Genomic DNA, 12,407 nt, shown 5'->3' with positions numbered 1-12,407 from the left:
ACGTTACACTTGATAACAATGCCTTCTAAAAAATCTGAAAAAATCCTAAGCTTCGAGGCTCAGGCATTGCCGATAATGCCTCAGCTATACGGAGCTGCTCTAAGGTGGACCAGGAACCCAAGCGACGCCGAGGATTTAGTTCAGGAAACCTTTGCAAAGGCCTTCGTGGCCTGGGAAAAGTTTGAGCAGGGAACCAACCTGAAGGCCTGGCTGTTTCGAATAATGACCAACACTCACATAAATCTTTACAACAAGAAGGCCAAAGACAAGGCAAAGACTGCGTTAGACGATCTAGAAGATTGGCAAGTTGGCCAAGGGGAGTCAGTAACTTCAAGGGCATCGAGGTCCGCCGAGATAGAAGCCATGGAGAACCTTCCCTCGCTTGCAATCAAAAACGCGCTTGACCAAATCCCAGAAGAATTCCGAATGGTGGTTTACTACGCGGTTGTTGAGGGCCTTCCATACCAAGAAATAGCTGACATTATGGGCACGCCGGTTGGTACTGTTATGTCAAGATTGCATCGCGGGAAGAAATTACTGAGAACTTTGTTGCAAGATTACGCAAAGCAAGAAGGATACGACACAGGAGTGGAGGTCGAAGGTTGAAAAAAGTCGACTGCGAAGAAGTAAAAAAAGGCGTCCACGAGTACCTTCACTCTGAACTTCACGAAGAAGAGCTTGAACAAGTAACCGCTCACCTTGCTAACTGTGATTCCTGCGAAAGCCACTACGACATTGAGGTTATTTTTAATCAGGTAATCCAGCGTGCCTGTGATGAAGTTCCAGCTGAGCAGTTGGCGGAACGCGTCATGGTTCGGCTAAGAGAGATCCAGCAACACGACTAATCTGATTGAGCTAGACCCAGCCACTCGAACCAACCGCGATTCAACACCAACCAAGCAATTAGGCCATAGCCAACTTGACCGGGCAGCTGCTTTGGGTGATTAGTAACTTCTGATAGCCAACCCTCATGATCCACTAGCGGACTAAAGCAGTCCACGTATGTAAGCTGTCGTCGCTTCACAACATCCGAAAAGCCCTCTGACAGGTGCTTGACCTCTGAGTCAAATTCTGGGACACCGGTGGGAGTAGGGCCAAGAACCAAAACCTTGATACCCTCACGAACTGCGTCATCTAGAAGCGAGGCGAGGTTTAATCTGGAGCGCGATATGGTTATGCCGGATCGAACGTCGCTGGACCCTAGTGCTAATACCAAGTAATTTTCACTGTCCTTGGAAAACCTGATTGTCGCCTCAGTTTTCCATCTACCCAAAAGATCCGAGGTTGTCTCCTCGATCATTGGCAGAGCGAAGACTGCAACGTCTCTATCTACGGGTAAGCGGGCTTGAACTCTGCCTAGCCAGCCAATGCCTTTGGGGTCACCAGCTCCAGTTAGGAGCTCGTCACCGAGGATCACGACGCGCAGGTCAGACATCAGTCGCTAAATGCTCTATTGACCAAATCTGCTTGCTCGGCAGCGTGTCTCTTGGCCGAACCGGTTGCCGGAGATGCCGATGCAGCTCTAGCAATCACCTTGAAGTTGACTCCGTACTTGGGCATGAACAGTCCCAGGTAAGTCCATGCTCCTTGGTTCGCTGGCTCATCTTGAACAAATCTCAGCTCCGCTTCTGGGAACTGAGAAATCGCGGCCTTCATTTCCTCAACGGGAGTTGGGTAGAGCTGCTCGAGTCTAACTATTGCCGTGTCACCGGTTCCGCGTTTTTGGCTCTCAGCCAAAAGATCCCAGTAGACCTTGCCGGAGCAGAATAGTAACTTGGTAACTTTTGCCGGGTCCAAGTTCTGCTGGTCATTTATCAGTGGCCGGAAGTTGCCCTCTGTAAAGTCTTGAACGGAGCTGGAAGCAGCCTTGAGGCGCAACATGGATTTCGGAGCGAACACGACAAGCGGCCTTCTTGGCACTGTGTAGGCCTGTCTGCGAAGCAAATGAAAGTGGCTAGCTGGAGTTGAAGGCTGTGCAATGGTCATGTTGTTCTGGGCGCACAACTGAAGAAATCTCTCTAGCCTCGCTGATGAATGGTCTGGGCCCTGACCTTCATACCCATGAGGCAAGAGCATTACCAGCGAGGAGCTTTGGCTCCATTTTTGCTCGGCACTGGAAATAAACTCATCCACAACCACTTGGGCACCGTTGATAAAGTCACCGAACTGGGCCTCCCAAAGCGTAAGAGTGTCGGGTCTTTCTACGGAATAGCCATATTCGAAACCGAGTGCTGCATACTCGCTAAGGAAAGAGTTGTAACCTTCGAACTTGGCTTGCTGCTCCGAAACGTATCGAATGGGAGTCCATTCTTGACCATTATTTCTGTCGTAAAACACGCTGTGGCGCTGGACAAAAGTTCCTCTAAGGCTGTCCTGACCCGCCAGTCGGATGTTTACGCCTTCTACCAACAGGGAGCCGAAAGCCAGTAGCTCCCCAAAGCCCCAGTCGATTCCGCCGTTCCTGGACATATCAACTCGTTTTTGGAGCAGTTGGGCAAGCTTTGGGTGCACGCTAAAGCCCTCGGGCTCGTTGCCGTGAGCATTACCTATGGCTTCTACCAATTCTTGAGGAATGGCGGTCTGTCGAAGAAGCTCTTGTTTCTCGCTGGCCGTGGTTCCAATTCCATCTGGTCGCGTCTGGAGTGCAACGGTAGCTGTCATGGCGTCGTGAACATCTATAAACGCCTGTTCAAGGCTGTGCTGGAAGCGTTGGTTCGCTTCGTCGAATTCCTCTTTGGTGATGTCTTCACGGCCAATCAAGTTGTCCATGTAAAGAGATCTAACCGAGCGCTTTGCCTCAATTAGGTTGTACATCATAGGTTGCGTCATCGAAGGATCATCGCCTTCGTTGTGACCACGTCGGCGGTAACAGACGATGTCAATGACAACGTCTTTCTTGAATTCCTGTCGGTACTCGAATGCCAACTGCGCGACTTTGACAACAGCCTCGGGGTCGTCGCCGTTCACGTGGAAGATCGGGGCTTGAATTGCCTTGGCTACGTCGGTCGCATACAGGCTCGATCGTGCGTCTTTTGGAACCGTTGTGAATCCAACCTGGTTGTTCACGATCACGTGGATAGTTCCGCCGACCTTATAGCCCTCTAGCTGGCTCATTTGAAGAGTCTCTAGGACTACACCTTGACCAGCAAAAGCCGCGTCACCGTGAATCAAGATTGGAAGAATTGGGTTGTTCTCTGGGTTCCCAAGCTTGTCCTGCTTTGCTCTCACGATACCCTCGAGAACTGGGTTAACAGCCTCGAGGTGAGAAGGGTTCGCGGCAAGTGAGACCTTGATTTGAGTGCCGTGACCCGAAGTGAATACACCCTCAGTCCCCAGGTGATACTTCACGTCTCCAGAGCCTTGGACGCTTGAAATATCGTTGGAGCCCTCGAACTCTCGGAAGACCTGTCCGTAGGTCTTACCAGCTATGTTCGTCAGAACATTCAGGCGACCACGGTGGGCCATTCCGATGACCGCTTCGTTCAATTCAGCGTCCGCTGCTGCCTGCAAGATCTGATCTAATGCGGGAATTAGTGACTCGCTACCCTCTAGCGAGAACCTTTTCTGACCGACAAACTTGGTCTGCAGAAAAGTCTCAAAAGCCTCGGCCTCGTTGAGCTTATTTAGAATCCTAAATTGCTCTTCCTTGGTCGTTTTTTGATATGGTCGCTCCAGCCTGTCTTGAAACCAAATGCGCTCCGATGGATTCTGGATGTGCATGTACTCAACGCCAATTGTTCGGCAATAAGAATCTCGAAGAATACCAAGAATGTTCCGGAACTTAGCCTTTGATCTTCCTCCAAAACCAGCGGTCTTGAAGGTTCGATCTAGGTCCCAAAGGCTGAGTCCGTAAGATCGGATATCGAGGTCGGAGTGCCAGCGCTGAACATATTCAAGAGGGTCAATGTCTGCAATGAGATGCCCACGTACTCGGAAAGCGTTGATGTATTCCTGGATTCGAGTGTTTTTGCCAGATTGGTCGGCGATGTCCCAGTGGAAATCGCTTGACCAGACCACCGGGGAATACGGGATTCGCATGTCAGCAAAAATTTGCTCGAAGAACTCCCTTTCACCCAAGAGAAGCTCATTGACTATTTTCAGAAACTCCCCGCTGCCAGCACCCTGAATAACTCGGTGATCGTAGGTGGAGGTAACCGTTATTGTCTTTCCAATTCCCTGGTTGGCAAGTTGCTCGTCGGACAGGCCCTGAAACTCAGCTGGATAGTCAAGTGCTCCGATTCCCACAATGCAGCCCTGGCCACTGGTAAGCCTTGGAACCGAATGAACAGTTCCAATACCACCTGGGTTAGTAAGAGAAATGGTGGTGTCCTGAAAGTCTTCTGCGGTTAGTTTGCTCTGCCTGGCTTTGGCAACTAGTTCTTCGTAAGCGCTCACAAACTCCGCGAAATTCATCTTTTGAGCTCGCTTTATGTTTGGAACCAGAAGCGCTCTCGTGCCATCTGGCTTTGGGATGTCAATCGCAAGTCCGAAGTTGATATTGGCCGGGGAAACAACTGCCGGTTTTCCGTCAACCTCTTCGTAGAAGACGTTTTGAGAAGGGAAGACCTTCAATGCCTGAACGATTGCGAAGCCAATGATGTGGGTGAAGGAGACTTTTCCACCCCTGGTTCTTTTCAGGTGCGAGTTGATGACAATTCTGTTGTCAATTAGAAGTTTCGCCGCCACTTGACGGACACTGGTGGCAGTTGGCGTAAATACCGACGCGTCCATATTGGCGGCAAGAGCTTTACCCATGCCCTTCAGTATTTTTACTTCCCGTTGCTCGTTGAATTCTTCCAGGGTGATGGCTTGAGAGTCGGTGGACGGCAAGTCTGCAGGAACCGGCGCAGTCCTAGGAGCTTCATCTGAGGTCTTTGCAATTGGAATAGTTATTGCCTCTGTAGGAGGCGACGGTGCATCGGGGTCAAAGTTTGTGACTACTGTCGAATCGGTATCAATTACCGTAATAGAGCCTGTGCTCGGTCCTTGTGCAGCAGTACCTGCTTGGTTAGAAAGATGGTAGCGCTCCAGAATGGGGAGCCAGGATTGGTCGACCGAATCCGGGTTCTCCTGCCACTGGGCGTACATCTCGGCCACAAGCCACTGATTGGCGCCGAAGTCATTTTCAGAATTATTAGTATCGCTGCCCGACAAGGGTGCCCCTTAGAACGAAAAAAACCTATGGAAAACCCTCTAAGTCTAGCCACTTGATTGGCTATAGTTAAATTGAAATGGAGCTTGATAAACGTAGTTACACGCAGGTGATTGGTTGAACGACTATCTTCTGCTTGCTTTTGCTGTGGTTTTGACTCTTGGCACAGGCTTATTTGTCGCTAGCGAGTTTTCCCTAATCAGCACCGACAGAGCTCAGCTGATGGCTGATCGAGACTCTGGGGAAAAGGGTCTGGACCTTCCTATCCGAGCTGTTGCGAAAACATCTACCCACCTGTCATCTGCTCAACTTGGAATCACTCTCACGACCTTGCTAACTGGGTTTGTCGCGGAACCGGCGTTGACCAGAATGCTAAGCCCCTGGCTGACGAGCTTTGATTTATCGCCTGAGAGCATAAGGGTCTTGGCAGTTGTTCTGGCGATGACGATTGCAACCGTTTTTTCTTTCCTGATAGGAGAGTTGGTGCCAAAGAACATGGCGCTTTCGGCTCCCAAGCGCGTGCTGAAAATAGTCGTTGGCTTTCAACTTGGCTTTACCTGGGTTTTTAGGCTGCTGGTTCGCATCATGAATGACAACGGCAACTGGCTGGTTAGAAGATTCGGAATTGAACCGAGGGAAGAGCTGTCAAGTGCCAGGACTGCCGATGAGTTGGTGTCAATGGTTAGGCGCAGTGCAACTCTGGGCTCACTCGAGCAGGACACCGCAAAACTCCTTGAAAAAACTCTGGCGATGAGCGCCTTATTGGCCAGCGACATAATGACTCCTAGGCCAAAAATGTATTCTCTAGAAAGAGAATCCTCCGCTCGCGATCTAATCGAGCTTGCTTCAACAACTGGCCATTCAAGATTCCCAGTCACCGGTGAGGATGCTGACGATATCGTTGGGGTAGTGCATCTAAAGCGCGGCATCGGTGTTCCAGTTGAGCGCCGCGACCAGGTTCCAGTCAGTGCATTGATGGTTGAGCCGGTTCGGGTGCCAGAAACCATGGCCCTGGATCGATTGATACTGCAACTTAGGGGCAGGGGGCTGCAGTTCGGAATTGTGATTGATGAGTACGGAGGAACAGCGGGCATAGTTACTCTCGAAGATGCGGTCGAGGAACTTGTGGGCGAACTGTCCGACGAACACGATAGACAACGATCAGATCTGCTTCAGTATGCAGACGGCTCACTTGCCTTCAGCGGCCTTACTAGACCAGCTGAGCTCGAGGAATTCGGGCTTTCGATAGCCGAGGACGAGGATTACGACACTGTCTCGGGATTCTTGATGAGCGAGCTTGGACGAATTCCAAAAACTGGTGATCAGGTTGAGATTTCAGGTGGGCGCCTGGTTGTTCTAAAAATGGAAGCCAGAAGAGTAGACCGAATCAAGTTTGAACCGGTGGTGGTCATCGATGAGTAGCGATCTAATGGGACTGGTCTGGTTTGTCTTGCTGCTCGTGGCAAATGCATTCTTTGTCGGTGCTGAATTCGCCGTTATCACCGCTAAGCGTTCTCAAATTGAGCCTCGAGCCGAAGCCGGAAACCCCGCGGCGAAGATTACCCTGCGTGCGATGGAGCGGGTGTCGCTGATGCTCGCTACTGCGCAACTTGGAATTACTGTTGCATCGCTATTGATACTCGTTGTTGCAGAGCCTGCGATTCACCACTTGGTTGAAATTCCCTTGCAGGCAATCGGCATCGGAGAGGCGGCTTCGGCGGTTACTGGTTTCGTAATTGCTCTAATTCTTGTTACTTATCTACACGTCGTGATCGGTGAGATGATCCCTAAAAATATCGCAATCTCTGTGCCGCTCAGGACTTCGCTGATTTTGACTCCGATTCTCTATGTCATTGCTCAGCTTGTGAAGCCGGTGGTTTGGGTGCTGAATCAAATTGCAAACCTGATTCTCATAATTTTTAGATTCAAGCCGGTAGATGAAGCGAATACTGCCTTTACTTTGGATCAGGTAGAAGGCTTTGTTTCTGCAAGCCAAAAAGAGGGAACGCTCGCCGACGGCTCCGGCACGATTGAAAAGACTTTTGAATTCACAGAGAAGACGGTTCGCGATGTCGCAGTTCCAATAGGCGATTTGGTCACTATGACGCTGTCCTCTAATGCCGGAGATCTCCAGGCCGCTGTGTCCGAGCATGGCTTCAGTCGCTATCCAGTCAAGGGAACCGGCGAAGACATCGTTGGCTATTGGCACATAAAAGACGGGCTCACTAACGACCCGGCTGAGATGACAAGAGCTCTTCCTTCTAAGCGCTTACGGGCAATGATTTCCATTCCCGAAACAACTGACCTTGAGGATGCGCTGGCTCAGATGCGAAAGAGTGGAGCTCACATCGTTAGAAGTTTTAGTTCGTCTGGAGAAATCGTCGGCTGCCTGTTTCTTGAGGACATAATCGAGGAACTCGTGGGCGAAATCGAGGACGCCACTAGGCGTTAGGCCAGCGGCCTCGTTCATATTGGTGCGGCCACTCTATCTCTGCCGAAAGCTCCGCTGCCGCGCGTAGTCCAAAGTATGGATCCCTCAGAAATTCGCGACCCACAAGCACAACATCAACTAAGCCTTCGGAAAGAACCTGCTCGGCTTGGGCTGCGTTAGTAATTTGACCAACCGCCGCAACTTCTGAGCCAGTTGCTCGCTTCGCGCTTTTAGCAAACTCAACCTGGTAGCCGGGTCCAGTCGGTATCTTTACGCCCGTGATAAGCCCACCTGAGGAAAGATCGAATAGATCCGCCCCAAGTTCTTGGCACCAGTTGGCAACTTGATTGGTTTGGTCCTGGTCCCAGCCCCCCTCCACGTAATCTGTGCTGCTGAACCGAATGAAAACAGGCATTTGCTCGCCCACTGCCTTTCGCACCTCGGTGACTATCTCAAGCAGTAATCGGGCCCTGTTTTCAAGTGGTCCGCCGTAGGCATCATCACGCTTATTAGAAATCGGTGACAAAAATTGGTGAAGCAAGTAACCGTGGGCAGCATGAATTTCGATCGAATCAAACCCTGCTTTTTGAGCCCTCAACGCGGCACTGACAAAATCCGCAATGATTCTTGGCATTTCGCTAATGGCCAGCATTCTGGGGGCAGCAAGCCCTTCAAAAGCGTCTGATGAGGCGGAGTAGGTTTCCCAACCGCCCTCGGATGTCGCTACCGAACCAGAACCTGATGTTGGCCGATGAGCTGAGCCTTTACGTCCAGCGTGAGCAAGCTGTATTCCGCTAGTGGCACCCTGCTCTCTTATAAAATCTGTGATCACTTTCCAGGGAGCAATCTGGTTGTCATCGTAAAGCCCCGGACACCAAGGGCTGATGCGTCCTTCTGGACTGACAGCGCTGGCCTCGGCTATCACCATGCCCGCGCCTCCCATCGCCCTGGATCCCAAGTGAACCAGATGCCATTGGCCAACAATGCCGTCCTGGCCCTCGCAGGAATACATGCACATGGGAGACACCCACAGCCGGTTTTTGATTTCAAGATCGCGAATCTTTATGGAGCTAAATAGCTTGGTCATTTCGTTAGTTTTTCCAATCTAGGGTTTGCAACCAGAATAAATATCGCGAGTGCCGTACCCCAGCCGATTGCAACATTCAAGGGGTAGATAGCGGTTAAGAGTCCAATTGCCGATGGCCCAGCTAACGCGCCAACGTATGTTATTCCAACAACTCTTGCCATGTTTCTGCCCGAGTGGGTAGCTTCACCGATCTCGCCTCCGGCTGCAAAGATTTGAGGTACTACACCAGAGATACCAAGGCCAAGAAAATACCAAAGTACAAGGGATATTTCGAAGGTAGGAGCGATTGCTTGGGCAGCTATTGCGACTCCACCCAGCAGTGATCCCCAGCGAATAATAAAACCGCGCCCTTTATTTTCGACTATTCGGTCGATAAAAATACGACCGGTGATCATTCCTAAATTGAAGGCGACAAGACCCCAAGCGGCTGCGGCAACGCCAACGTTTTGAATGTCAATCAAATAAAGCGCTGACCAATCCTGTGCGACGCCTTCAATAATCGCCCCAGCCGATGCCATTAGCCCGGCCAGAATAACAAGCGGCAGCACTCGGCGGTTTGCCTTTGAGGCCACACGATTTTTGTTTTTGTCTTCTTTGGTCGCGACAACCTCGTTAGGCAGCAGCCAACCGGCGACAATAACTCCAGTGACGCTCAACACCACACCCGTGATGCTGAGGGTTTGCGATTGATCGAATCCTGCAGAAATAGTAGCGAAGCCTAGAGCTGCGCCAAAGAGGCCTCCGACGGACCAGAACAGGTGGAAAAAAGTAAAGATCGCACGTTTATTGACTTTGTCGACCTGAAGGGCCGCAGCGTTCATGCCAACGTCCACCCCAGCTATTCCAAACCCAAGGAAAAATATCGCGAGACCGAGTGACCAGACATCTTGTGCCAATGCCGGGCCCAATAGTGAAAGGCCTACGACAAGGCCACCGATTCTGGTTGCAGTTTTTGCTCCAATGTGGTCAATAATCCAGCCGTAAAGCTGCATTGCCGCGAAGCCACCCAAACCTGAGAACATAAATAATGCTCCAAGAGTGACGTAACCAATCCCAACGGTTCGCTCAATTAGGGGAATGTGAACAGCCCAAAGCGCAAGGGACGCCCCACCGGAGAAGAAAAAGAAGCAGACTGCGAATTTGGGCTTTAGAAGTTTCACGCTTCACACTTTAGGACAGGAAGTCTTCAAGTAGCTTTCCCACAGCGTCGAGTTCAATCAAAAAGCCATCGTGGCCATATTCACTCTGAATCACGTGGAGTTGGCCACCGTGTAAATCACCGCTGATCGAATCAGCTATTAACTGCTGTCCACTGAGCGGAAACAGCCGATCGCTGTCCACGCCAATGACCAGGGTCGAGCAAGAAATTGTGTTTAGTGCTGATTCGACCGAGTCACGACCGCGGCCAACGTCGTGCGAGTTCATAGCATTCACGAGAGTCACGTAGCTATTGGCATCGAATCGCCTAACGAACTTGTTGCCATGAAAATCTAGATAGCTTTCAACCGCGTATTTGCCAGCCTCTGTAAGTGGGCTCACCTTGGATTGCCAGGTCCGACCGAATCGATCATTTAGCTCCTTGGGAGAGCGGTAGTTCAGTAGTGCCATCCTCCGCGCAAGTGCAAGACCGCGGTGAGGCCCAAATCCTGGTTTGGCGTCGTAATAGGCGCCTCCGGCAAAGTTCGCATCGGACCTAATGGCTTCAAGCTGCACCGTATTCAGGGCGATTTGATCCGCGGTTGTGAATGGGGGAGCAGCCAAGATTGCTAGGCGCTCCACGCTTTGGGGAGAACCGATCGCCATTTCAAGGGCGTGCATCCCAGCCATGGAGCCGCCAATGATGCTAAACCATCTGGAAACATCGAGCTCTTTCGCAAGAACTTCAAAAGATGAAGCCTGGTCTTTGATTGTGAGTTGAGGGAAACTCGGCCCATATTCTTGGCCCTTGGAATTCAGAGAAGCCGGTCCGGTCGACCCCTGGCAGCCTCCGAGGACATTTGGAGTTACTACAAAATACTTATTGGTATCAATTGCGAGCCCCGGACCAATTAGGCCACCCCACCAGCCTGATGTTGGATGTCCAGGGGCTGATGGTCCGGTGGTGTGACTGTCTCCGGTTAGAGCGTGCAGCACCAAGATGGCATTTGATTTTGCCGCGTTCAGTTCTCCCCAGGTCTCATAAGACAAAACTGCCTGATTCAAGGTCTCGCCTGATTCTAGAGGGAGCGAAAAAACCTCAGAGAATTTTCGGTCCCCAAGGTTGTCTCCAGCACGCCATGCTCCGCTTGCAGGCGGTCTTCCAACAAGCTGACGACGCTGCTCCTCGGAAATAAATTCCGAGGGAGCAGAGTCTTCAGATATTTGAAAGTCCATTTATTTTGCCGCGGCGAAGCCCGTCTGTAGGTCGGCGACGATGTCCTCGTAGTTCTCGAGCCCAACCGACAGTCTCACAAGACCTGGTGTAACTCCAGCATTGGCAAGCGCCTCTGGGTCCAGCTGAGAGTGAGTGGTTGAGGCCGGGTGAATAATCAGCGACCGAACGTCGCCAATGTTGGCCACGTGGCTAAATAGTTCGACGCCCTCAACGAATTTGACACCGGCATCTAGGCCACCGGCGATCTCGAACGAGACGATAGCACCCGCACCCTTAGGCGCGTAGTGCTTGTGAGCCTCGTGGAACTTGCTGGATGTTAGGCCTGCGTAGTTGACCTTCAAAACCTGAGGGTGGGCCTCTAACCAAGCTGCAACTTTGCTGGCGTTTTCCACGTGGCGCTCCATGCGGAGGCTCAGGGTTTCAATTCCTTGAATCAATGAGAAGGCAGTGTCTGGTGAAACCGCAGCTCCAATGTCACGCAAGAGCTGAACTCTGGCCTTGATGATGAAGGCAATACCGTCACCCAGGGCCTCGGTGTAGACAACGCCATGGTAGCTAGGGTCAGGCTTGGTTAGGCCTGGGAACTTGTCTGATTTGGACCATTCGAATTTTCCGCCATCCACGATCGCACCGGCTACAACCGTTCCATGGCCACCAAGGAACTTGGTTGCCGAATGGATCACAATGTCGGCACCGTGCTCAAACGGTCTGATCAAAAACGGTGTGGCTACTGTGTTGTCGACAAGTAAAGGGATGCCGTGCTTGTGGGCTACCGTCGACACCTTGCGGATATCAAGTATTGACACATCTGGGTTTCCGATTGTCTCTCCGAAGAGCAACTTGGTGTTAGGGCGAATCGCGGCTGCCCAGGCATTCTCGTCATCTTGATCATCGACAAATGTTGTTTCGATTCCAAGCTTGGCAAGGGTGTACCGGAAAAGATTGTAGGTTCCACCGTAAAGCTTCGAGCTTGCAACGATGTGATCTCCAGCCTCAGCGATGTTTAGCACCGCGAACGTGGTTGCTGACTGACCGGAAGACAAAAGAAGAGCCGCAGTTCCGCCCTCGAGTGCAGCGATGCGCTTTTCGGCCACGTCTTGGGTGGGGTTCATGATTCGGGTGTAGATGTTTCCAAATTCTGCAAGACCAAACAGCTTCCGAGCATGCTCTGCTGAATTGAAGGTGTAGGCAGTGGTCTTGTAAATCGGCACAGCTCTGGCATTAGTTGCGGGATCGCTTACTGCCCCGGCGTGGATCTGCAGGGTGTCAAAACCCCAGTTTGCTGCATCAGTCATTTCATTTCTCCAAGTTAGGTGGTCGGCTACTGGGATAACTATCCAGCGTTGGACATGATCAAGCAACT

General features: G+C 51.4%; 10 protein-coding genes. 4 read left to right on the top strand and 6 right to left on the bottom strand.

Translation table 11 applies throughout. The features are described 5' to 3' along the window. Window positions 1-18 precede the first annotated feature (18 nt). Both IMCC13023_RS06000 and IMCC13023_RS05995 read left to right on the top strand, forming a co-directional pair. Complete coding sequence (locus IMCC13023_RS06000) at window positions 19-606, top strand: sigma-70 family RNA polymerase sigma factor (RefSeq protein WP_007542345.1); 588 nt, start codon at window positions 19-21, stop codon at window positions 604-606. After that, on the top strand, window positions 603-845 hold the full coding sequence (locus IMCC13023_RS05995) for a zf-HC2 domain-containing protein (RefSeq protein WP_007542344.1): 243 nt from the start codon (window positions 603-605) through the stop codon (window positions 843-845). The genes IMCC13023_RS06000 and IMCC13023_RS05995 overlap by 4 nt, the downstream gene beginning before the upstream one ends. Here the strand turns inward: IMCC13023_RS05995 and IMCC13023_RS05990 are convergent. Both IMCC13023_RS05990 and IMCC13023_RS05985 read right to left on the bottom strand, forming a co-directional pair. Beyond that, a complete protein-coding gene (locus IMCC13023_RS05990) occupies window positions 842-1,435 on the bottom strand; it encodes a GDSL-type esterase/lipase family protein (RefSeq protein WP_007542342.1) in 594 nt (197 codons plus the stop codon). The genes IMCC13023_RS05995 and IMCC13023_RS05990 overlap by 4 nt on opposite strands. After that, window positions 1,435-5,154 carry a multifunctional oxoglutarate decarboxylase/oxoglutarate dehydrogenase thiamine pyrophosphate-binding subunit/dihydrolipoyllysine-residue succinyltransferase subunit gene (locus IMCC13023_RS05985; RefSeq protein ID WP_081478866.1) on the bottom strand — a complete coding sequence of 1,240 codons (3,720 nt, stop codon included), beginning with the start codon at window positions 5,152-5,154 and terminating at the stop codon, window positions 1,435-1,437. The genes IMCC13023_RS05990 and IMCC13023_RS05985 overlap by 1 nt, the downstream gene beginning before the upstream one ends. Window positions 5,155-5,269: 115 nt before the next feature. On the opposite strand from IMCC13023_RS05985, the gene IMCC13023_RS05980 reads away from it, so the two are divergent. Next, window positions 5,270-6,574: a hemolysin family protein gene (locus IMCC13023_RS05980; RefSeq protein ID WP_007542337.1), complete on the top strand. Its 1,305-nt coding sequence runs from the start codon at window positions 5,270-5,272 to the stop codon at window positions 6,572-6,574. Next, window positions 6,567-7,604: a hemolysin family protein gene (locus IMCC13023_RS05975; RefSeq protein ID WP_040325289.1), complete on the top strand. Its 1,038-nt coding sequence runs from the start codon at window positions 6,567-6,569 to the stop codon at window positions 7,602-7,604. Before IMCC13023_RS05980 ends, IMCC13023_RS05975 begins: the two co-directional genes overlap by 8 nt. On the opposite strand, the gene IMCC13023_RS05970 is transcribed toward IMCC13023_RS05975, so the two are convergent. From IMCC13023_RS05970 to IMCC13023_RS05955, 4 genes are read right to left on the bottom strand one after another with little or no spacing between them, the layout of a single operon-like run. Beyond that, window positions 7,594-8,670, bottom strand: a complete 1,077-nt coding sequence (locus IMCC13023_RS05970; RefSeq protein ID WP_007542333.1) for an NADH:flavin oxidoreductase/NADH oxidase — start codon at window positions 8,668-8,670, stop codon at window positions 7,594-7,596. The two genes, IMCC13023_RS05975 and IMCC13023_RS05970, sit on opposite strands and share 11 nt — an antisense overlap. Then, entirely contained in the window at window positions 8,667-9,830 is a 1,164-nt protein-coding gene (locus IMCC13023_RS05965; RefSeq protein WP_007542331.1) for an MFS transporter, read from the bottom strand. The genes IMCC13023_RS05970 and IMCC13023_RS05965 overlap by 4 nt, the downstream gene beginning before the upstream one ends. A gap of 10 nt (window positions 9,831-9,840) precedes the next feature. After that, the gene (gene metX, locus IMCC13023_RS05960) at window positions 9,841-11,043 is read right to left on the bottom strand and encodes a homoserine O-acetyltransferase MetX (RefSeq protein ID WP_007542329.1); all 1,203 of its coding nucleotides are present in this window, start codon (window positions 11,041-11,043) and stop codon (window positions 9,841-9,843) included. Continuing rightward, window positions 11,044-12,339 (bottom strand): bifunctional o-acetylhomoserine/o-acetylserine sulfhydrylase, encoded by a 1,296-nt coding sequence (locus IMCC13023_RS05955; protein ID WP_007542327.1) that lies wholly within the window; start codon window positions 12,337-12,339, stop codon window positions 11,044-11,046. Window positions 12,340-12,407: the final 68 nt, after the last annotated feature.

It is taken from the genome of Candidatus Aquiluna sp. IMCC13023, assembly GCF_000257665.1.
Classification (GTDB): Bacteria; Actinomycetota; Actinomycetes; order Actinomycetales; family Microbacteriaceae; genus Aquiluna.
This window is presented reverse-complemented; position numbering and strand designations above follow the sequence as displayed.

Excerpts from the sequence above, each read along its gene's own strand:
- IMCC13023_RS05955 (WP_007542327.1), bottom strand. The coding sequence starts at position 12,339 with ATGACTGATGCAGCAAACTGGGGTTTTGACACCCTGCAGATCCACGCC.
- IMCC13023_RS05970 (WP_007542333.1), bottom strand. The coding sequence starts at position 8,670 with ATGACCAAGCTATTTAGCTCCATAAAGATTCGCGATCTTGAAATCAAA.
- IMCC13023_RS06000 (WP_007542345.1), top strand. The coding sequence starts at position 19 with ATGCCTTCTAAAAAATCTGAAAAAATCCTAAGCTTCGAGGCTCAGGCA.
- IMCC13023_RS05975 (WP_040325289.1), top strand. The coding sequence starts at position 6,567 with ATGAGTAGCGATCTAATGGGACTGGTCTGGTTTGTCTTGCTGCTCGTG.
- metX (WP_007542329.1), bottom strand. The coding sequence starts at position 11,043 with ATGGACTTTCAAATATCTGAAGACTCTGCTCCCTCGGAATTTATTTCC.
- IMCC13023_RS05990 (WP_007542342.1), bottom strand. The coding sequence starts at position 1,435 with ATGTCTGACCTGCGCGTCGTGATCCTCGGTGACGAGCTCCTAACTGGA.